Annotated in this window: 20 protein-coding genes and 4 tRNA genes; 12 read left to right on the forward strand and 12 right to left on the reverse strand. The window is 62.4% G+C overall.

What is annotated here, in order from left to right:
- Positions 1-120: 120 nt before the first annotated feature.
- Entirely contained in the window at positions 121-486 is a 366-nt protein-coding gene (locus AB1384_15035) for a hypothetical protein (protein ID MEW6555586.1), read from the reverse strand.
- Between the two features lie 150 nt (positions 487-636).
- Between AB1384_15035 and AB1384_15040 the strand changes: the two genes are divergently transcribed.
- From AB1384_15040 to AB1384_15050, 3 genes are all read left to right on the forward strand, one after another.
- Positions 637-1,953, forward strand: coding sequence for a hypothetical protein (locus AB1384_15040; GenBank protein ID MEW6555587.1), 1,317 nt, complete (start codon positions 637-639; stop codon positions 1,951-1,953).
- Between the two features lie 30 nt (positions 1,954-1,983).
- Positions 1,984-2,196 carry a hypothetical protein gene (locus AB1384_15045; GenBank protein ID MEW6555588.1) on the forward strand — a complete coding sequence of 71 codons (213 nt, stop codon included), beginning with the start codon at positions 1,984-1,986 and terminating at the stop codon, positions 2,194-2,196.
- Positions 2,197-2,377: 181 nt separating this feature from the next.
- Positions 2,378-2,764: a hypothetical protein gene (locus AB1384_15050; protein MEW6555589.1), complete on the forward strand. Its 387-nt coding sequence runs from the start codon at positions 2,378-2,380 to the stop codon at positions 2,762-2,764.
- A 12-nt stretch (positions 2,765-2,776) separates the two neighbouring features.
- Here the strand turns inward: AB1384_15050 and AB1384_15055 are convergent, their stop codons facing one another.
- Positions 2,777-3,523, reverse strand: coding sequence for a GDSL-type esterase/lipase family protein (locus AB1384_15055; protein ID MEW6555590.1), 747 nt, complete (start codon positions 3,521-3,523; stop codon positions 2,777-2,779).
- Between the two features lie 101 nt (positions 3,524-3,624).
- On the reverse strand, positions 3,625-4,476 hold the full coding sequence (locus AB1384_15060) for a DUF6159 family protein (GenBank protein ID MEW6555591.1): 852 nt from the start codon (positions 4,474-4,476) through the stop codon (positions 3,625-3,627).
- Between the two features lie 156 nt (positions 4,477-4,632).
- Here AB1384_15060 and AB1384_15065 point away from each other — a divergent pair, with 156 nt between their 5' ends.
- Positions 4,633-5,064 (forward strand): GNAT family N-acetyltransferase, encoded by a 432-nt coding sequence (locus AB1384_15065; protein ID MEW6555592.1) that lies wholly within the window; start codon positions 4,633-4,635, stop codon positions 5,062-5,064.
- A gap of 69 nt (positions 5,065-5,133) precedes the next feature.
- Here AB1384_15065 and AB1384_15070 read toward each other — a convergent pair whose 3' ends face one another.
- From AB1384_15070 to AB1384_15080, 3 genes are all read right to left on the reverse strand, one after another.
- Complete coding sequence (locus AB1384_15070; protein MEW6555593.1) at positions 5,134-5,415, reverse strand: TIGR04076 family protein; 282 nt, start codon at positions 5,413-5,415, stop codon at positions 5,134-5,136.
- Positions 5,416-5,533: 118 nt separating this feature from the next.
- Positions 5,534-6,409, reverse strand: a complete 876-nt coding sequence (locus AB1384_15075; protein ID MEW6555594.1) for an alpha/beta hydrolase — start codon at positions 6,407-6,409, stop codon at positions 5,534-5,536.
- 50 nt (positions 6,410-6,459) lie between these two features.
- Positions 6,460-6,684 carry a YkgJ family cysteine cluster protein gene (locus AB1384_15080; GenBank protein MEW6555595.1) on the reverse strand — a complete coding sequence of 75 codons (225 nt, stop codon included), beginning with the start codon at positions 6,682-6,684 and terminating at the stop codon, positions 6,460-6,462.
- 286 nt (positions 6,685-6,970) lie between these two features.
- Here AB1384_15080 and AB1384_15085 point away from each other — a divergent pair, with 286 nt between their 5' ends.
- Positions 6,971-7,903 carry a hypothetical protein gene (locus AB1384_15085; protein ID MEW6555596.1) on the forward strand — a complete coding sequence of 311 codons (933 nt, stop codon included), beginning with the start codon at positions 6,971-6,973 and terminating at the stop codon, positions 7,901-7,903.
- A 99-nt stretch (positions 7,904-8,002) separates the two neighbouring features.
- Here AB1384_15085 and AB1384_15090 read toward each other — a convergent pair whose 3' ends face one another.
- The 3 genes from AB1384_15090 to AB1384_15100 all read right to left on the reverse strand — a co-directional run bounded on the left by AB1384_15090 (position 8,003) and on the right by AB1384_15100 (position 10,488).
- Positions 8,003-9,763: a hypothetical protein gene (locus AB1384_15090; GenBank protein ID MEW6555597.1), complete on the reverse strand. Its 1,761-nt coding sequence runs from the start codon at positions 9,761-9,763 to the stop codon at positions 8,003-8,005.
- Positions 9,764-9,821: 58 nt separating this feature from the next.
- Complete coding sequence (locus AB1384_15095) at positions 9,822-10,172, reverse strand: AAA family ATPase (protein MEW6555598.1); 351 nt, start codon at positions 10,170-10,172, stop codon at positions 9,822-9,824.
- 240 nt (positions 10,173-10,412) lie between these two features.
- Positions 10,413-10,488: transfer RNA gene (locus AB1384_15100), tRNA-Lys, on the reverse strand.
- 176 nt (positions 10,489-10,664) lie between these two features.
- Between AB1384_15100 and AB1384_15105 the strand changes: the two genes are divergently transcribed.
- The 4 genes from AB1384_15105 to AB1384_15120 all read left to right on the forward strand — a co-directional run bounded on the left by AB1384_15105 (position 10,665) and on the right by AB1384_15120 (position 15,638).
- Positions 10,665-11,843, forward strand: a complete 1,179-nt coding sequence (locus AB1384_15105; GenBank protein ID MEW6555599.1) for a thiolase family protein — start codon at positions 10,665-10,667, stop codon at positions 11,841-11,843.
- Between the two features lie 154 nt (positions 11,844-11,997).
- Positions 11,998-13,422, forward strand: coding sequence for a CoA-binding protein (locus tag AB1384_15110; protein ID MEW6555600.1), 1,425 nt, complete (start codon positions 11,998-12,000; stop codon positions 13,420-13,422).
- A 71-nt stretch (positions 13,423-13,493) separates the two neighbouring features.
- Entirely contained in the window at positions 13,494-14,717 is a 1,224-nt protein-coding gene (locus AB1384_15115; protein MEW6555601.1) for an MFS transporter, read from the forward strand.
- An 81-nt stretch (positions 14,718-14,798) separates the two neighbouring features.
- Positions 14,799-15,638, forward strand: a complete 840-nt coding sequence (locus AB1384_15120; GenBank protein MEW6555602.1) for an alpha/beta hydrolase — start codon at positions 14,799-14,801, stop codon at positions 15,636-15,638.
- Positions 15,639-15,667: 29 nt separating this feature from the next.
- Here the strand turns inward: AB1384_15120 and AB1384_15125 are convergent, their stop codons facing one another.
- Both AB1384_15125 and AB1384_15130 read right to left on the reverse strand, forming a co-directional pair.
- On the reverse strand, positions 15,668-17,116 hold the full coding sequence (locus tag AB1384_15125) for an HD-GYP domain-containing protein (GenBank protein MEW6555603.1): 1,449 nt from the start codon (positions 17,114-17,116) through the stop codon (positions 15,668-15,670).
- Positions 17,113-19,293, reverse strand: a complete 2,181-nt coding sequence (locus tag AB1384_15130; protein ID MEW6555604.1) for a HEAT repeat domain-containing protein — start codon at positions 19,291-19,293, stop codon at positions 17,113-17,115. Before AB1384_15130 ends, AB1384_15125 begins: the two co-directional genes overlap by 4 nt.
- A gap of 216 nt (positions 19,294-19,509) precedes the next feature.
- Here AB1384_15130 and AB1384_15135 point away from each other — a divergent pair.
- The 3 genes from AB1384_15135 (at position 19,510) to AB1384_15145 (ending at position 19,920) form a co-directional block, all read left to right on the forward strand.
- Positions 19,510-19,585: transfer RNA gene (locus tag AB1384_15135), tRNA-Glu, on the forward strand.
- Between the two features lie 148 nt (positions 19,586-19,733).
- Positions 19,734-19,811 (forward strand) — tRNA-Asp (locus AB1384_15140).
- A 33-nt stretch (positions 19,812-19,844) separates the two neighbouring features.
- Positions 19,845-19,920 (forward strand) — tRNA-Phe (locus AB1384_15145).
- Between the two features lie 182 nt (positions 19,921-20,102).
- On the opposite strand, the gene AB1384_15150 is transcribed toward AB1384_15145, so the two are convergent.
- Positions 20,103-20,398: hypothetical protein (locus AB1384_15150; protein MEW6555605.1), on the reverse strand; the 296-nt coding region annotated here is incomplete at its 5' end.

The following is a 20,398-nucleotide window of genomic DNA, read 5'->3' on the forward strand; positions in this document are numbered from 1 at the left end:
TTTTTGCCGGGTATCAACAGGATAATACAGCGCGCACAGCTTGACCACCCGGGTGGCGGGAGATCGCAGGCAACACACGGGCGGGGCTCGGATCCGCACAAGCCAGACCCGGCATACTCATCAGGTTATCGGGGGTTGACCCAAGGCCGCCAGCAGCAGATTGACCTGGTTTCGCGCTTTGCTGCGCGGGATGGAACCGGTGAAACCCCCGGAGTCGATGCGCAACTCCTCGGGCATGAGCATGAGGGTGAAGACGCGCGTGAAGAGGGGGACCCATACGTATGCCTCGAGGTGGTAGCCCGTACCGGTGTAGCTGGCCTGCAGCCTCTGGGGCGCGACCAGGAAGCCCTCACCTCTCTGGTACAACCTTGACACCTGGTCGTAGGCGATGAGCGCGTACCCGGTCTGTCGCGCCCAGCCATCGAGGATGTGCCAGAATTCCGCGCCAGCAGTGAAGTCCCTCACCGTTCTGCCCCTCACCGCCATCCGCGCACCTCCCTGTCCGCTGACGGTTCCGTTCCCGTGCCTGTTATGGCATATGTATCGGTTGGGGGCCGGGTGCGGCTTGAAGGTATACGTTCTGCCGCCACAGAAGACTATGGTGCGCGTGGTGCGGAAACGGCAGGGGGAGGCAGGATGGCGGTACTGGAGCGCGATATCAAGGATTTCGTGCGCAGCCGCGGCGTCGAGGTGGTCGGCATCGCGGGCCCGGAGCGGCTGGACGGGCCGCCGTCCCTGGACCTCTCCTATACCATGCCGGGGGCGAGGTCGGTGGTCTCCATGGTCCTGCCCATGGATGAGAACGCCATCTACGATTTCCTCGGCAAGGTATCGCCGGCCCCCCACAACCTTGACCAGTTCTGGAGCTACCAGCGCCTGCAGCGCGTGGGCAAAGAGGTGGCCGACTTCCTGGTGGCGCGGGGCCACCGCGCCGTGGGCGTGCCCCTGAGCGCCGACTACCGCCGTGCCGTCTACGTTTTCCGCCCCCGCCCCGCTTTCTCCCTGCGCCTGGGGGCCATGGCCGCGGGTGTGGGCGGACAGGGATGGAGCGGTAACCTCAAGACGCGGGAATACGGCGCGTCCATCTACCTGGGGGCGGTGCTCACCGACGCTGTGCTGGAGAGCGACCCTGCCCTGCCGCCTGACTATTTCACCGCGGAGTTCTGCGCGAGATGCAAGCGCTGCGCCAGGGCCTGTCCCAGCAACATGTTCGAGGCGAGTGGGGAGGAGTACCTGCTGCTGAACGGGGAACTCCACCCCCGCGGCCGCCGCAACAACATCGACCTCTGCCACATCTCCTGTTTCGGCCTGCACGGCCTAAGCTCCGACAAGCGCTATTCCAACTGGGGCCTGCACTGGATAGAGGCATGGGTGGGCGGCAAGCCGGAGACGAGGAACCACCTCCTCGTCATCCTGGACATGTTCAAGCGCGGACTCACGGTGGGGGACGCCTGGCCGCGCTTCGACGTCCTGCGCGTGTTGTGCAGCAAGCTGTGGCCGCGAGAGGTCCTGGAGGGTATACCGGAGCTGCAAGACCTTCCCGAGTCCGAGCCGGAACGCTACCGCGTCCTGGCCGAGTTCTCGCGCAGGATGGGGGTTGTGGGTATCGATGATTATCCCATCCCCATGATCTGCGGGCAGTGCGCCCTGGTGTGCGGGCCGACGCTCGAGGAGACGGCCGAGAGGTACCGCATCCTGGCGGATTCCGGCATCGTGGTGCCCGGGCCCGGGGGGCGCATGGTGCGGGTGGATACCTTCGAGGAGGCGGCGGAACTGCGCCGCCGCTATCCCCTGCGCGCGAGCACGGTGGCGAAGGCCAGGGACGCCATGGCCTCCATCGTGGGGTGGCACCGCCATTACTTCGGTTTCGAGCCCAGGTCGTTCGCGCAGTCCAGGCTCTACAGCCGCAGGTTGCGAAGGGCTGTAAGGGAACGGTGTGGAAATAATACCTAGGCGGACCGTTTCCGTGAAGGGGTGATGTATATGAGGGGTACTCTGATAGCAGTCGGGACGCTGCTGATGCTAGTGGCCATGGTCTTCATCATCTGGGGCATGGTGGAGGTGGCGCAGGGAAACAAGGGGACCTGGGAGATCTGGCCTTTCTACCTGGTCCACGGCGCCATCGCCATGACGTCCATGGTGCTCTTCGCCGTCGCCAACCGCGGAGATAGAGACGCGCTTCCCCGATGCGGATAGGTTCAGGCTCTTCACCGGCCACCGCAGCGCCAAGGCACTGCACATCTACGAGGGGCTGGGATACGGGGAATCCCGCACCGAGTACGTACACGAGAACCTGACCCTGGTCTATCTGGAGAAACAGAACCCGATGATGTCCCGGCAGGGAGAGTAAACGGGTCGGACAGCAAGGAGGAGCCACTTGGATGAGCATATGCCGCCCAAAGCGGAAGCAGAGCATGTCGAGTCTGCCCAGGAGCCCCAGTCATCGGAAGTGCCAGCGCCACCAGCGTATCCGTATTATTATCCTCCACCCCCCTCGAAATCATCTATTGATACGGCTACGCTGGCCTTGATCCTGGCCGCTGCGGGCCTGATCTATTGGTGCCCCCCCTTCGTCCTTCCCGGCGTGGCCTTGTATCTCGCGGGGAAGGCGGAAAAGGAGATCGCTGCTGGGATGCCGGTAGCCTCCAACGCTGCGACGTTCATAAAAGTCGCCCGCGTTCTGGCGATAATAGGGATAGTCATAACCGGGCTCTTCATTACGTTCTATATCGTGATAATCATACTGGGAGTGGTATTTGATTAGAGAAAGAAAGCGCTACAAGGCTGCTTCGTTGAAGGTCATGTAAGCCGCGGACTCCAGAGCGGCGGCCACCGTCTCAGCGTACAGCCGCGCCCCGCAGCGGTTCAGGTGCACCCCGTCCATGGTCAGGACCAGCCCCCTCCTCCCGCTCAGGCGGTCGGCGGCGCGGGGGGTAAGGCAGTGAAAGGTATCGGTGAGCGTGCACATCACGCTGTCCAGCAGAAAACCGCTCTGCGCCTCGAATGGAACGAGCACCTTTCGGAAGGCCTTTCCCACGTCGGCGACGCATGCGCCATGGCTCGCCGCCTCCTCCCGGATGATCTCGTTGAACTGTGCGGCGCGCCGGTTGAGGTCGCTCTCCATCCTCTCGCCGATACACGCGATGGTGACGACCAGGACATGCCCTACCACACTGGCGGCGCACTCCAGGGTGCGGGAGTATAGCTCGCGGAAATCCTCCAGCCCTGTCGTGGGTATGCTGCCGCAGGCCTCGATACGTTTCACCAACTTGCGGCACAGGCCGCCCCTGGCCGCGAGGGCGGGCAGCAGGATATCGTTGCTCCCCGCCTGGACGACCACGGCATCCGGCGCGCGTTCACCGAGCAGCCGCTCCAGGCGCGTGCCTATCCCCGCCAGGGTATCTCCACCGGCGGCATCGGAGGTTATCCGCCAGTCATGCAGCATCCCCTTGAGCAGGGATGAGAAGCTGAGATAGGGCAGTCCTCCTGCCAGGCTGTCCCCTACGATCAGCAGGTCCTTCATCTCCTCCTCCCGAAAAAACAGGAAAGGGATCTTTCGCCGCGGCGAGGGCTATCTGCCCCGCTAACGACCATGCCGCTCCTCTATCCATAGGGCCGCTCCCGTCAGCGCGAGAAGAGGCCTCTCCTTGTCTTCTGCTCAAATGCCCCCGCGACGACCTCGCGGCTGAAAGCGGGGGGAACCGTTCCCGTGGTGGCGTAGTTGTAAAGGGCGGTGGCGAAGATACCATTGAGAGCGGAGCCGACGATACCCAGCGCGAACCAGTACAGTAACACCACGGCAACAACGGCGATGACCACTACCGCCGACTCGGTAAGTACGGCAAGAAATATCGGCACTATCCCCACCATGCCCGCCACTACAATGATGAGTGACAGTGAGAAACGCAACACCACGTTCTCACCCCACGTCCTCTTGAACAGAGCCCCCGACTTCTTGATGGAGTCTATGACCCCGGCGTCCTCGAAGATCATCACCGGGATCACGAAGAAAGTGATCAGGTTCCATGCCATCCCGAGCAGGCCCGCAGCCAGTCTCCCGAATATGCCCGCACGCTCGCGGATCATCTGCAGGACCATCCCCACCGTGGCGGAGATTAGTGCCCACCCCGCTATCTTGCCCATGTTCCCGGTGGCATAGCGCATACCGTCGCTGAACTTCGGGTCGCCCCCACTCAAGCGTATCTGCACGCAGGCGATGAGCCCGGTGTTGAAGAAGATGACCACGAAATAACCGACAAGATAAGAGAGGAATAGAAGCACGTAGTATAGGGCGTTGCTCTCGAATTCACCGTCCACGGCCCCACTGATGAGGACTATGGGGACGAAAAAGGATGCCGTCAGCACCAGCATCACCAGGGCGGATATTGCCGGGAAGAGCATCAGTTCCTTGTCTCGCTTGAGCACGCCCAGGCTCTCCCTGAAGATCTGCATGCTCCGGTTGAACGTCCCCGCCATAAGCATCACCATCCCTGGTCTGATATCACCGTCTTCTCAAGATTATCGTTATATGGGGCCTAATCATTAACCCCGGACGAGGCCCGGGAGGCATGGTGGAGACACGCCCCGGCTGTCCTTGCATGCATGCGACCGCTGCGCCATCATAAGGAGGCCATGATCACCATCAGGAAATGCGAGGCTGACGACTTCGAGCCGGTCCTCGGGTTGCTGCGGCAACTCTGGCCGGACCGGGATCTGGACCGCGGGGCGCTCGAGGAGACGTTCCTCTACAATCTCGGCCGCGACCATCAGCACTACCTGTGCGCGCTCAGCGGATATGAGCTGGTGGGTTTCTGCTCCCTCAGCATAAGGAAGAGCCTGTGGGGGCAGGGCTTCCTCGCTTACATCGACGAACTGGTCGTGGAGGAGCCGCGCCGGGGCGAGGGGATAGGCGGCATGCTCGTGGAGCGGGCACTGGAGCTGGCGCGGGAGGTGGGCTGCCGCCGCGTCGAGCTGGACTCCGCCCTCCACCGCGAGGGCGCCCACCGTTTCTACGAGAGCCACGGCTTCGAGGCGATATGCCTGCTCTTCAGCAGGGAGCTATAAGCAGGGGGGACGCGACCGCCTTCCGTGCCCTCGAGCCGATGGCACAGCCTTCGGTGCGGGCCTGCCCGCTCAGTCCCTAACGCGACGCAGCAGGACGGTGACGGCGTTCTCCTTGTCCACGCAGTCGAACTCGATCTCCTCCGGGTTGCCCCACTCCGCGGGGAAGCCCCCGCCATACTCGAGCATGACGATATAGGGGAAGATGTCGTGATACAGGTAGCCGCACAGCCCGCCCGAAGAGAGCCCGCTCAGCGCTATCTCGTCTCCCACCTTGTGGCCCGCTTCGCAGGTCCCCTTGACCGCCTTCACCGTCGCCACCAACCGGTAGCCAAGCTGTTCCACCTCGGCCATGCCGTCTCACCTCCTGGTAAACATGATCGCCCGTTATCTTTATGCCCCACCGTCGTTCGCGCCGGTGGTGCTCCGCGACGAAGCCTTCCCGTCACCGTGCTCCAGGCTGCTAAGGCCGTCATTCCATCCCCTGCAGGAAGTCGAGGACGAGGCGGTTCACTTCCCCGGGCCGCTCCATGTGTACGCCGTGGGTGCCTCCCGCGACGACCTCGAGCCTGGCGCCGGGGATGGCCGACGCGGTGTCCTTGAATACCTGAAGCGGGTCCGGCGTGAGGGACAGGTACTCGTCGCGGTCGCAGCCGATCACCAGCACCGGCGCCGTGATGCGGCCCAGTTCCTCGTGCGTGAAATCGGGCAGCTCCAGCCACATCCTGCGCATCTTCTCCACGAACTCCCGGCCCTTCTCCGGTTCCGGCGTGAGCAGGCGGCGCAGGGCAGACAGGCCCAACAGTGCGGGTGATCCAGGTTTGAGCATCCTCTCCAGCTTGCGCTTCGCCTCGTCGCTGTAGTTGTCTGTGTGGAAGGGCGTTCCCAGCAGGGTCAGGCTGCGCACCAGCCCCGGGTGCTCGATGGCCATGGCCAGGCCGGTGCAGCCGCCGTCGCTCCAGCCGACCAGGTGCACCGCATCGAGTTTGAGCTTGGCGATGAGCGCCGCCGTGTCCGAGGCCATGCGCCGGAAGGTGATGGGTCCCGTGCCCAGGGTGGTTCGCCCGTGTCCCCGGGAGTCCGTGGCGATGACCCGGTGATGGCGCGCCAGGGCGGGTATCTGGCCCACCCAGGTCTCGGCGCACATGAAGCCGCCATGCAGCAGGAGCACCGGATCCCCGCGGCGGAAACAGTGATAGTAGACGCAGATATCGTCCGCCTCCACATAGCCCTTCATGTGCTCCGGACTCTGGCGCAGCATCCACAGGTTATAGGCCGCGCAGCCGCGCGCGAAGCCTATGCCCATGCGTGTGGATTGTGCCAGGTCAGCGACGATAGGAAAGCTCATGCCTCCAGTATATTACTTCCCCGGCGAAGATAGCAGCGGGAACGCCGGGCTCACCCTTCCTCGATAGCCCGCATCAGTTCAAGGGCCTCCTCGTAGCTGCCGCCGCAGAAGAGCGGGTCAGGCTGAAAGGACGAACACACCTCGGGACGTTCGGGCCCGCCCCAAAGCCCGCACAGGTTGTCCGGCGTGAGGTACCTGCACCGGACTCCCGCCGGCTTGCTCAGAGTGGATATGGAAAGCGCTACACAGCACGCCCCACACTTGCGGCATTCCATCTTGCGTCCTCCTCCCTCTTGCGCATCACGTCGCTGTTCGAGGTTATACGAAGATATTCGGAAAACGTGCTTGCTTTCTTGATTTGCGCTAGAATCTTGTTCAGGGACTAGGATGATCAGGGGCTCCAACATTCCGAGAAAACCGCTGCTCGTATGCCTGGGGGGTGATAACCTTGCCGTTCTGCAAGGTATACGGGAAACAGCCGGATGAGAACGACGGGTTCTGCAAGCAGTGCGGCGCGGTGCAGCAGCCGGTGGCCGCGGCGCCACCACAGCCGCCCAGCCTTTGCCTGCCACCGCTCCATCCAGCCGGACCCTCATCTACGTCCTCATCGGCGTGCTGTCGGCCTTGGTGCTGGGCGGCGTCATCGTGGGCATGGTCTTCCTGGTGCGGGGATGTTCCGGGAACCAGGCGGTGGAGGACGACGACAAATACGTCACTGAAGCCCTGAGGCAGATAGAGAAGGTGGACGAGATAGAGGGCGACCTCATCGCCGAGACCAGGGGCCTCGATTTCTCCGTGGGGGCCGAGCAGTTCCAGGTACAGGTCAAGAGCATCCAGAAGCAGCTAGGGGACGCGACGGTGAAACTGGACGCGGCCGCCGCGAGCCTGGAGAAGATCGACGTAACCGACCTGCCGGACTGGTGGGATACCTATATCTCCCTGCTGGACAAGGCCTACGCGGAGAAGAGGAAGGCCTACCAGGAATGGGACGAGTTCATCACCCGCATGGCCGAGCTGGACGAGTTCAGCCAGACTTATACGGCAATGGTCAACGCCTACAACGCGGCGCTGAACACCTTGTCCTCCGCCATAAGCCAGCACAACGCGGAGCAGTACGCGGCGGCCAGGAGCACCAGTGCTTCGGCCCAGGGCCAGCTGGCCCAGGCGAGCACGCAACTGCAGGCGCTGACCCAACTGGAGCCGGGCGTGGACCTCTCACAGGTCTCCGCCGCCATCTCCCAGGTATGGGGTTTCATCAGCGAGTTCCAGAGGCTCTGCGACCTCGCCCTCGCGGGCTCCTGGGACCAGCACAACGCGCTGGTCGATCAACTGAGGCCGCAGTTCGATTCCCTGCCGCGCACCATCAGCTTCGACATCAACGCCTGGATCGCTTCCATCCGGGACGAGTACGTGGACAGCATCGAGGACCACCTGGCCAGGGAGGCGGACTACCGCGCCCGGGCCGCGGAGGTATGGGAAGAGAACAACGACTGAACGGGAGAAAGTCCGCGGTTCTGAATATCCGCGATCCCGGCAGCGCCAATACGGTGTCCGTCTCGAAGAACATGATGTGGCACACGCGGCCATCCGGATTCAATCAGCCGCCGCGAGAATGAACGATCTCAACTCGTCCTGGTTAACCACCGGGCCATACGGCGTGTGGTTCTCCCATTCGGCATGGCCGAAGAGGACCGCGAACACCTCGGCAAAGTCCTCCTCCACCGAACCGCTATAATTATCAGGGTCGTTCCATAGTACGTCTGGCAATATGCCTCGAAGCTCCTTGTACCGTTCCTTCTCCTCCGCGTCGAGGTATTCGTCATCATACGCATGTCCCCACTCATGGAAGATCACGAGGTCAACCATGTTTGACGGTATATTGGGCGTAAATCCGACAACTTCTGCGGAAGGGTCATAGTCGCCGTACCTGTCCTGGGCTCTGATTGGATCGGTGATCTGCTCGTACCGAAGATCTTCAACACATTCTAGTATCTCTGGTGGGAGTGTGGGCTCTAGCTGATCAACCCTACTTCTAACTGCGTCATAACCTACCCCTTGGGTTGGCGCTATCTCGATTGGGCTGATTGTGATAGTCCAACCAATATATCGAGCATCTGTGAGATCTGTCCCTGCCGTGAAACGTCCACTCCCACCCGTCGGCAAGAATCCTCTGCAATAGATTCCAGGCGGGAGGAAAACAGTGGCTGCTCCGTTCGGCCCTATATCAACATAGAGAGATGATGGTCCGCTGAAGAAGTAACGCCCAGTATAACTAGTGAGATTGCTGATCCGTATCTCTAGTAGTCTACCACTTGAGGTTGTAGCCTTATTGGGAAGCTGATTCGTATAACCAGAGGCAGTCATATCGACGTAATTGACTAATGCATCTTGTGCATGTGTCCCGGCCGGCCACTCCGTGAAACACTTCTCGAACCGTATCGCCGACAGGGCATACAGGTTCTGGCTCTTGAGCTGCATGCCCCAGTTGTAGAGGAGGTCCGCCCTCGTGGCCATGATGGGATTGACGTCATAACCTTGTGGCGCGTAATCAAGAGCCAGTTCGCAACAATCGTAGCCCTCCTCGTACTCGTGGTTCTGGCTGTGAACGGTCGCCCCCGCCAGATATGCTCCCGCACACGCCGTAAGGGCTTCCGATTCGAGGTCATCATCCTCTCCTGCAAGCTGGAAGTAGCGTGCCGCCTCTCCATAGCTGGCGTTCGCATACAGCTCATAGGCATAGCCCAGCGCCGCCTCCGGCTCGAACTCCTCGGCTTCCTCCGTCTGCTCCTTATCGGGATATTTCACGCGCATCTCATCTATATGTTGAAGAGCCGAGGAGTAGCTCCCGGCGGCGACCTCGCCCCTTATCCTGTTCAACATGCGGGAAGGCGCGGTGGCCGAGACATAGAACCAGGTGCCCGCGGTCACCAGGGCTATCACGACGACAACGGCGGCAACCCACCAGTAGGAGATGCGAGGGATGGAAAGCCTTTGCAGGAAGCTCCTACGTGCCGGTCCTTGTCTTGCATACGCGACTCTCGCGGTGACAGCCTGGGGAAGGGGGGCAGATACTTCCAGCCCGAGCATACGCGCGGCTATCTCTTCGACTATCGGGCGGTAATACTGGTTGACTTGCTGTGACCACTCGAGCTTATTGCTGCCCTGCTGCTGTAACCGTTCCAGCAATGCGGCACTTATCCGTTGCTGGCTTGGGCCGATGAAGCGATTGTAGATATCGGCTTCTTCCTGGTTCAGGGATGCCAGGGGTTTAGCGAGCACGGAGAGGACTTCCGGAGGGAGGGTCTTCCCGCCCTCCGCATAGTAATCAACCAACTGTTGGATGAAGAAATTCATATTATTCATAGCCCTCCCATTTACCCAATGGCTATTATACTGCAGTTCCCATATAAAGCTATCCCAGCTCAACGCAGCAGGCCAGAGTATAAGCCCCCTTGACCGCCATAAGAAGCTCTCTCACTCTTTGCGCTTCGTCGATTGTGACCTCCGCGAGATCGCTCAGGACCGCATCCGGATTTGCTTGGATAGATCTCATAACCGCGTAATCATCCAGGTTCAGGTAGCGGCGGGAACTCAATCGGGGATCGGGCAGCAGCATGGTGCTCTTTCCGGCTTGGCGCTTGCCGGTTACCAATACAACCGGCATACCTCGCAGCGCCATTTCGATGCTTCCCGGAAGCTCTCTTTTGTAATACATATCGATCTTCCAATATCGTAATTTACGATATTGCATGTCGTATTTCACGATATTTGATCCAGCCGTTCAAGCAACCACTTTAGCCCCGTGGATCGGGTTCGTATAGGTCATAAGAGGGTGCGGTGAGTTTATAGAGACTGCCATCAAAATGATGTGTTTGTAATGCGAGTATTTGGAACCGTTAATGCTAAGGCGCTCCAGGGTGAAATAGGCTTTTGCAGTAAAAAAGCCCCTCGCCACCTGCAAGAACAAAGGCCAGGATATACCTACCCTGGCCTGCAAATATTCTGGTGAGCCGTCTGGGGATCGAACCCAGGACACCCGGATTAAAAGTCCGGTGCTCTACCGACTGAGCTAACGGCCCACAGACATTATATATCCAGGGGTGGGCAGTAAAAAGCAGGCAATCGCACGTGGCTTCCCGGGTTCGGTCACGCCCGCCAGCAGGTGATATAATCTTGCGGGCGGCAAGGGCTCATGGAGGGAGGCTACAAGCCAGCCCGAGTATATTGATTCGGGAAGCTTACAGGAGGTAGCAGGATGAGGGAAGTAGTGATCGTAGATGCCGTGAGGACGGCGATCGGTAAGAGGAACGGGGCCCTCAGCGGCATCCGGTCGGACGAGCTGCTGGGCAGCCTGCTCAACCATCTCGTCAACGAGCGGGTGGGGATCGATCCCGAACTCATCGAGGACTTCGTCTGCGGATGCGTCACCCAGATCGGCGAGCAGGCCATGGACGTTGGCAGGAACGCGGTGCTCGTAGGCGGCCTGCCCATCTCCATCCCCGGGGTCACCCTCAACCGCCATTGCGGGTCCAGCCAGCAGGCAATCGTCTTTGCGGCCAACACCATCGCCGCCGGCGAGATGGATGTCGTGCTGGCCGGGGGCATCGAGAACATGAGCCGCACCCCCATGGGCTCCGACGGCATGGGCGATCACCTCGCCCACCTGGGGTTCGGCATCGGCCCCAAGCTCTTCGAGCGTTTCGGCGGCATCGTCCCGCAGGGGATGTCGGCGGAGCTCATCGCGGAGAAGTGGGGGCTCAGCCGCACCGAGCTGGACGAGTTCGGCAAGAGGTCCAACGAGCTGGCCATAGCCGCCATGGACGCCGGCCTCTACGACAAGGAGATCATGCCGGTTGAGGTGACCGACGCCGAGGGCAACACCTTCACCTTCGACCGCGACGAGGGGCCGCGCCGGGGAGTGGACCTGGAGAAGATGGCCACCCTGAAGACCCCTTTCAAGCAGGACGGCGTGGTCACGGCTGGGAACTCCAGCCAGATCTCGGACGGCGCCTCCGCGGTGCTGCTCATGAGCATGGATAAATGCAGGGAGTTGGGGCTGACCCCCCGGGCACGCTACGTCTGCACCGCCCTCACCGGCGAGGACCCCATCCTCATGCTCACCGGGCCCATCACCGCCACGCCCAAGGTCCTCGCCAAGGCCGGGCTGACCATGAAGGACATCGACGTCTTCGAGATCAACGAGGCCTTCGCGTCGGTGGTACTGGCATGGGTAAAGGAACTCGATCCGCCGGACCTGGACAAGCTCAACCCCTGGGGCGGCGCCATCGCCAACGGCCATCCCCTGGGGGCCAGCGGCGGCAAGCTCACCTGCACCCTCCTTTCCGAGCTGGAGCACTTCGGCGGGCGCTACGGCCTGCAGTCCATGTGCATGGGGATGGGCATGGGCATCGCCACCATCTACGAAAGGATCTAGGCAGGTTCGAGCCGGGGCCTGGTTGATCTGGGCCCCGGTTCTTTTTCATCTTCCAGATATGCACGCATAGCGTCTCGGGCATGTTGAGATCGCCACGTCGCTACGCTCCTCGCGATGACACGTTTGCGATCACGTCCTCGCGATGACACGATAGATGGGCCGTTACACAGTGTGCGGGTGCTATAATTATCCCGCCATGGAACGCATATTCGAAGCAGGCAGCGTAGCGATAGTCGGAGTCTCCGAGCGACCCGGGAACCTGGGCCTCAACATCCTCCAGAACCTCATCGACTGGGAATACGAGGGCAAGGTATACTGCGTCAACCCCAGGGGAGGGGAGGCGCTGGGATACCCGCTCTACACCTCGGTCTCCGAGCTGCCGGAGGCGGTGGACCTCGCGGTGCTCATCATCCCCGCGCCCGCCGTGCCGGGTGCGGTGGATGAATGTGGCCGCAAAGGCATCACCCGCGTGGCCATCCCCGCCGGGGGGTTCGATGAGTTCGGCGGTGGAGACGGCCTGCGGCTGCGCGACGAACTGGTGCGGGCGGCCCGCCGCCACGGCATACGCTTCGTGGGGCCCAACTGCCTCACGGCCATCAACTCCCACATCGGCCTCTGCCTCCCCTTCGTGCCGGTCCCGGTCGAGATCCCCCGCGGGGGCATCAGCGTCATCGCCCAGAGCGGCGGCATCGGCCTGGATTTCCTCGCGCGCCTCAAGGACGACAACGCCGGCTTCGCCAAGTTCATCAGCGTGGGCAACAAGACCGACCTGGACGAGGTGGACTACCTGGAATACATGGGCCGGGACCCCCGTACCGAGGTCGTATGCATGTACCTGGAGGACGTGGCGCGGGGGAGGGAGCTGCTGCGGGCCGCCCGTGCCGTGGACAAACCCATCCTGGTTTACAAGGCCAACGTGGAGCCGCTCACCCGGGAGAGCGCCCAGTCCCACACCGCCGCCCTCGCCAACGACGACGCGGTGCTGGACGGCGCCTTCCGGCAGGCCGGGATCATCCGCGTACGGCGGCTGGCCCAGCTGGCCGGGTACGCCAAGGCCTTCTCCCTGCCGCCGCTGCGCGGCAACCGTATCGCCCTAGTCTCTCCCACCGGCGGCATCCTGGTGCTGGCCTCCGACCAGTGCGCGCGCCGAGGGTTCGAGTTCCCGCCCCTTCCCCCATCCCTGGTGGAGGACATCAGGTCGCACCTGCGGGCCGGGGTCATCGACATCTCCAACCCCGTGGACCTGGGCGACGTGCACGACGCCGACGCGCGCGCCTATATCATCGACCGCCTCCTGGAACAGGACTTCATCGACGGCGTGATCATGCTTCTCATCTTCCGCATCACCGGGGGGAAGATGATGGCCGGAAACATCCAGGGACTGAACAAGAACATCCTTCCCCAGCTGGGGGAGATGATGAAAAAGCACGACAAACCCATCGTCTTCAGCCTGCTCTCCACCACCGAGGTGCGCACGGAGACGCGCCGCGTCACCGGTTTCCCCATCTTCAACGACGCCGAGGAGGCGGTGGACGCCGCCGCGGTCCTGCGAGACCATACCCTGCGCGCAGGCAAGTGAGGGGGGCTGGCCGGAAGCATGGGAGGCTGGAGTTCATCTGACCGCGGGACCCGCTAGCGGGAAGGGGCAAATTGGACAGGGCGCGCAAGGGCATCTACTACGGCTGGGTGGTGGTGGGCGTAGCCTTCCTGGCCATGTTCGTCAACTACGGCGTGCGTTCCACCCAGACCGTCCTCATCAAGGGCTTCTCGGAGGACCTGGGCATCGGCCGCGCCGCGGCATCCCTGCCCTTCACGGTCAGCGTCCTCGTCTACGCCTTCCTGGCGCCGGTCACCGGCAGGCTGGTGGACCGCTACGGGCCGCGCTGGGTCATGGCGGGAGGGGCGCTCATCTCCGCCTTCGGGCTGTGGATGTGCTCGCGAGCGGGCAGCCTCTGGGTGCTGGCCTTCTTCTTCGGCGTCGTCTTCGGCGTCGGGGGTAACGGTATCGGGCTGGTTCCCTCCAACACCTCGGTGGCGGTGTGGTTCCGCCGCCGCCTGGGGCTGGCCCTCGGCGTGGCCACCATGGGCATAGGCTTCGGGACCATGATCCTGCCGCGCCTCACGGGAGTGGTGCAGTCGTCTTGGGACTGGAGGACCTCCTTCCAGTTCCTGGGATACGTGGCCCTGGCCCTCACCTTCCCCTGCTTATTCCTGCTGCGCGGGGGGAAGGGCGAAGTCGCGGAGGAGGAGGAGCCGGGTGGGGAGGCACACCCCGCTCCGGCCGCTGCCGCGGGCGGGCTCACCATGAGGGAGGCCCTGCGGACACCCTCGTTCTGGCTGCTCTTCACCGGTTTCGTGCTCATCGTCATCGCCCTCTACGGGGTGATGGTGCACCAGGTGCCTTACGCCACCGACCGCGGCGTCAGCAAGAGCTGGGCGGAGTGGTCGATCGTGGTCTACGGCGCCACCTCCATCTGCGGCAGGCTCTTCTTCGGCCGGCTCTCCGACCGCACGCGCGAGAAGAAGAACGCCCTCTATCCCGCCTGCGCCGTCCTCTTCGCCAGCATAACCATGCTCATCTTCGTACGCGAGGCCTGGTCGCTCATGGTCTTCGCGGCGGTGTTCGGCTTCGGCTTCGCGGCATACGGCCCGGTGATCCCCGCGGTGTGCGCGGAGGTCTTCGGGAAGGCCAGCATGGGCGCGATATTCGGGGCGGTCACCACCGGCGGCGCGCTGGGGGGCGCGGCGGGGCCGGTGATCACCGGGTTCATCTTCGACCGTACCGGCAGCTATGTCGGGGCGTGGGTACTGGCCCTCGCCTGCGTCGTGGCTTCCACCGTCCTCTTCGCCCGCGTCCGCATCATCTATCGTTAGATGGGGGTCCGCCCTCCTTCGTCCATGTGATAATATGCGTCAGGATGAAGTAGGTCGAGGAATGGTAGGGTAAGAGCGATGATGCCCGAGATACTGTCCCTGGACATCGGCGATGCCGAGATCCAATATCTCCACTATGCCGGCGATGGTCCGGCGGTCGTCATGCTGCACGCCACCGGTTTCCTGCCCTGGCTCTGGCACCCCATAGCCAGGGAACTGGCGGGGGACTTCCGCGTCGTCGCGCCGTATTTTTGCGACCACAGGGTCTTCGACCCCGAGGAAGGTGGACTCAGCTGGCTCCTCCTGGCCAGCGACCTGACGGCCCTCATCGCGGGTCTGGGGCTCACGGCGCCCGGCATCGTCGGGCACTCCATGGGGGCGACCGTGGCCTCGATGGCGGAGGCGCTCCGGGGGCCGCTGGCATCGCGTATGCTCCTCATCGAGCCCATCCTGCTCCCCTCGGGCTTCTACGAGGTCGACCTGACGGTGGAGCAACATCCCCTGGCCTCGAAATCGGTCCGGCGCCGCAACAGTTGGCGTGATGGGGAAGAGGCCAGGGAGTATCTGCTCGGGAAGGACCTCTTCAAGAACTGGGACCCGGAGATGCTGGACCTCTATCTGCAGCACGGCCTGAGTGAAGCCACGGGTGGAAAGCTCACCCTCGCTTGCAGCCCCGGGAGAGAAGCGGCTCTGTTCATGGGGGGAATGGTTCAGGACCCCTGGCCGCTCCTGGAGAAGATCTCCTGCCCCGTCCTGCTGGTCGAGGGCGAGAGGAGCGAGAACCGGCTGGTGATCGACCTCGGGCGCGCGGCGTCCGTTATGCCCGATGCGGACCTGAAGCAGGTCTCGGGGGCCGGGCACCTCGTGCCCATGGAGAAGCCGGAAGAGACGCTCGCTCTGATCCGCGGCTTCTTCCGGTGATCCGGTTCCGGCAGCACCGCGGGCGCGGGTCAGAGGAAATCCAGGGGGTCGATGCCCAACGCCTCGGGGTGGAGGGCCTCCAGGATGGCCTCGCCCGTCTCCCCGATCTTGTCCTTTAGGTAGACCAGGTCTACGATGCGCGGCTCCACCTCACCACCGTCCGGGTCGCGTATCACCTTCACCCGCGGCCACATGGCGTCGCTCTCACCCGGCTCGTAGATCACCCCCACCTCTCCGGTGGCCAGGCGCACCAGGGTCCCCACCGGGAACATCCCCATCATGTCGATGAACACCTTGACCATGAGGGGGTCGAAGACCGCGTTCATGTCCTTGACCAGCACCCGCATGGCCTGGTCCGGCGTGCGCGCCTTCTGGTACGGCCGGGACGAGGTCATGGCGTCGTACACGTCGCACACCTCCACGATGCGCGAGAAGAGGCCGATGCGCTCCTTGTTGCTGACCTTCGGATACCCCGCGAGGTCGTAGCGGGCGTGGTGCTCGTAGGCCACCATCACCGAGAGGGGATGCACCCCCGGCTGCGCCATGAGGATGTCCGCCCCCCTTACCGGGTGCGCCTGCATCATCTCCCATTCCGGCGTGGTGAGGGGCCCGGACTTGTTGAGCAGGCTCTGCGGGATGGTGATCTTGCCCAGGTCGTGCAGGAGCGCGCCCGTGCCCAGGATCATCAGGGCGCTGCGGTCCAGGGGTAGCATTGAGCCCAGCGCCAGCGAGAGGATTAGCACGTTCACGGAATGGAAGGAGGTGTACTCGTCATAGCTCTTGATGGTCGCCAGACCAAGCACCGCGGAGCGGTTCTCCCCAACGCGGTTGAGCAGCACCCCCACCACGCGGTTGGCCTTGCTCACAGAGAGGCGGCGGTCGCTCATAACCTGGTCCGCCAGCTCGCGGATGACGTCCACTGCGTCGAAGTATTCCTCCCGCGCCGAGTGGCGTTCCTTCACCTCACGCGTCTTCTCCTCCCACGTGCCCGGCTCGTCCAGGATGATGCTGACTATCTCCTTCTCCTCCATGAGTTTCCTAAGCCCGCCCCTAGCCTCCAGCTCGTCACTCCCCAGGTTCAAGAGGTAGAGGAAATCGACGAACTCCCCGGGGGTGAGGCTGCCCAGGATGGTGACGCCGCCGGTGTCCTTGGCGAGCAGTTCCTTGATGAGCTGGTAATAGAGGACGCTCTCGCGGGGCATCAGCTTCTCCTCGAAGAAGAACTCCTCGCCGACTATGCGCAGCGAGAACTCCTCCTGCCATGCCATGTACTCCTTGAATGCGCGCAGAAAATCGGTGAAGGAACCGATGCAGATCTCATGGTTGGGGGGATAGAGGGAGGCGGACTTCTTCGCGGTGGAGAAGAGCTTGAGCACCTCCCGCGCTTTTTCCAACTTTCCCTTGGAATGGAAATAGGCCAGAGCCTCCTGCTTCCTGCCCGGGTCGTAGCTGTCGCCCTGCGTAGCCTGCTCGTTCATCTCTTCCTCTCCAGGTGCGGGAACTTCTCCGTCAACCGGCTCAGCGCCTGCGACGCGGCCTGGTTTACCTCCTGCCATTCGGCGCGGTTGAAACGCTTCTGCTTGACCTGATACTTCCTCAGCACTTCGTAGCTCTCGGGTGCCCTGATCTCGCCCAGGCTCATGACGATCTCCTTCTTCACCTGCAGGCTTTCCGCCCCCGGCTCCTTGTCCTCGAGCATCATCACCAGGCGGGGGGCCGCGCGCGCCTCCTCAAGCCTGCCCAGCCAGCGGATGCACAGGATGCGCGTTCTCTCGTCCTCGTCCCCGAGCCCCTGCATGAGCAGCTCGCACGATCCGTAGCCGCCGGTCAAACCAAGGGCCCGGATGGTCTCGGCCTTCACCTTGGGGTTTGGGTGGTAGAAGGTGCGCCTCAGGTAAGGGATGGTCTCCGGGGAGCGGATCTTGGCCATGATGGATACGATGTTGCGCACGAGGAACCAGCGCTCGTCGTCCACGTACGCGCCGAGCAGGGGGACGCGGTCGCGGCACATGTCGGTGAGGGCGTCGATGATGCACTTACGCACGGACATGTCCTCCTCGGCCCCCAGCGCTTCAACCATGGCGGAGACGCCGTCTTCTCCCAGCTCGCACATGTAGCGCTTGAGGCCTTCCAGCGCCCGGGGATCGTCGCGCCTGCTGCAGGCGATCTGGATGACCCGCCGCATGACCTTCTGGCTGGAGGCCTCTTCGAGCATACGCCTGAGGTCGGAGCGGAAGGGGTCTATTGCCGGGTCGCCGTTGTTCAGTATCCTGCGCGTGACCACCAGCACCGCCGCGGCCATGTTCAGCTCCGCTGACATGGCCAGGCCCCAGAAGTTCTGCTGCAGCTGCTCCACCACCTTCATCAGGTTGTCCATTCTGCCTCCCTGCTCGAGCAGGTCCAGGAGCATCGGCGTGGTGTCGGTGAGCAGGTCCGCGGCTGGATCGAAATGCGAGATCTGCCTGATCTCCTCCAGCTCGTCGGGACTGTATTCCCCCAGGATCGCTCCCACCTCCTCCAGGGTGGGCAACTGGTTGAAGGCCTGGACGTCCTTCTTGCCTCTTTCCGGCCCAATATCCATTTTGGCCAGCAGTTCAGGGGATATCTGTCCCATGTCCACCAGCTTGGCCCGGATCAGCCGCAGGGCGTGCCTGATCTCGCCCTCTCTGAACCCGATGGCCTTGAGTAGGCTTCCGGCCTTAGGGATGATCTCCGGCACCAGGGGGAGGAACGTGCTCAATACATCGGCTATCTCCTGTGCGTTGAACTGGTTGAGCATCCCCGGGCATACCGGCTCCTCGCGCAGCTTGGGCAGCAGGTGCTTGAGCAGGAGCAGGTTGCGCACGTCGATATCCAGGAAGAGCAGGGCTTCGGCCATGGAGCGCAGGCAGTCCTGCAAGCGCTCGCGATACCTGCGCTCTACGATCATGGCGGCGCTCTTAAGAAACGCGAAGGACGCGTCGGCCAACCCGTCCTTGCCCAGGGGCTGGCCCTCCTCGCCGCTGAGCATCATCAGCACCCGGGCAAGCTCCTCGGGGTCGAGCAGCAGCTTGAGGAGGTCCTTGACCTGCTCGGGATCGATGTCTTCGGTAAACTCCACGTCCTCCGGCACCGGCTCTAAGTCCATGCCGGCCTGCCTCTCAGCCTCCTGCTCCTCCTCGTCCACCCGCTGCGCCTCGCTCTCTACCACGGCGATGTTGTGGACCCCTTTTACCAGCAGGAAGGTCTCGGGCCCGCCAGCGGCGTCGATCACCTCGGTGCCGCTGACCAGGAGTTCCACCAGGGCTTCCGCCTCCTGGAAGGAGGCGCCGGCGGTCATTGAAATCTCCTGGATGTTGAGGGAACGTATGCGCGAGGCCAGCGCGCGCAGGCTCTCCATCCTCTGGCCGACCACCCACCTGTCGTAGATGAGGCGGTCCTTGCCCACCTTCACCGCCACGGTCGGCGTTATGCGCAACGAATCCTCCATCACGGCATGCAACAGGACGACCGCGTCGATGGCGGTGGGGTGCTCCGCGGGATAGAGCGAGCGGGATTTACAGGCGATGGAGAGGCGCGAGAAGATGTCGACAATGGACCTCAGTGCCCGCTCGTCATCACCGCTGATCTCCGCTGAGCCCTCCTGCTCCATGCTCTGAAGCTGGCCGTCTTCCATGTGAGCCCGTCCTCCCGCCGGTTCAAGCGCCGTTAAAGTGCGACAACGCTCCCTTTTCGGGGAACGTAAAAACGCTCCCCTCTACTCCGTTATCGGTTAAAAAGGATTGATATTGAACGGCTGAGGTGCTTAAATCTTTATGGCCTGGGTCAGGGAAAGTCCCGGCGGGGATGCTATCATGTATAGAGGCACAGGCCGCGGAAGATGATTTTCCGTGCCCCCATCGTCTAGTGGCCTAGGATATCGCCCTTTCAAGGCGGTGACACGGATTCGAATTCCGTTGGGGGCACCAGACAAGGAGCCGGCAGGTACGGCTTTTATATAGACCACCCCGGTGGTGCGCAAAGGATAGGGTGCCCATGGCCGCCGGATTGTCCGGGGTGAAGACTTAATATAGTATTATGACAGGGGCCATGGGGCCCCCGATGCAGGTTTTACGCGGAGCCGTGGTGTAGCCAGGTTAACACGCCGGCCTGTCAAGCCGGAGATCGCGGGTTCAAATCCCGTCGGTTCCGCCAAATACAGCTCCTTCGGGAGTCTACATATGCGACGGCGAGATAGCTCAGTTGGTAGAGCGCAGGACTGAAAATCCTGGCGTCGGGGGTTCAAATCCCTCTCTCGCCACCATAAAAAAACCAGGTCGGAAGCTTTCGCTCTCGAGCCTGGTTTTTGCGTCTGTATGAAAAATCCAGAAATGCCCTATGGGTGCCCTATGCGTTCTGAGGTTGAACGAGCCGAGAATGGAGGAATAAGAAATCAGGGTCTATTGCAGGGTTTATGACCGAAATGGGCCTAAGCGTAAGAAGGCGTTAGAGCTCCAGGAAGGGCCTTATCCAGCCCACCGTTGGGTGGTGCGCTGGAAAGATAGGCAGGGGAAGTGGTGTGAGCGCTCTGCGGGACCCAGAAAAGGGGATGCCGAGATTCTTAAGGGAGAAATAGTAAAACAGCTTCTTGAGCAGAACAGTACTTATGGCAAGATGAACCGCCCCGACTTTCCTGGAGGCTCCATAGTCTGAGAGGATGGAGCCATGAATACACAAAAGAGATATCCACCGGAGCTGAAAGAACGGGCGGTGCGCATGGTCTTCGACCACGCACCGGAGTA

It is taken from the genome of Actinomycetota bacterium (assembly GCA_040757835.1).
In the GTDB taxonomy this organism is placed as follows: Bacteria; Actinomycetota; Geothermincolia; order Geothermincolales; family RBG-13-55-18; genus SURF-21.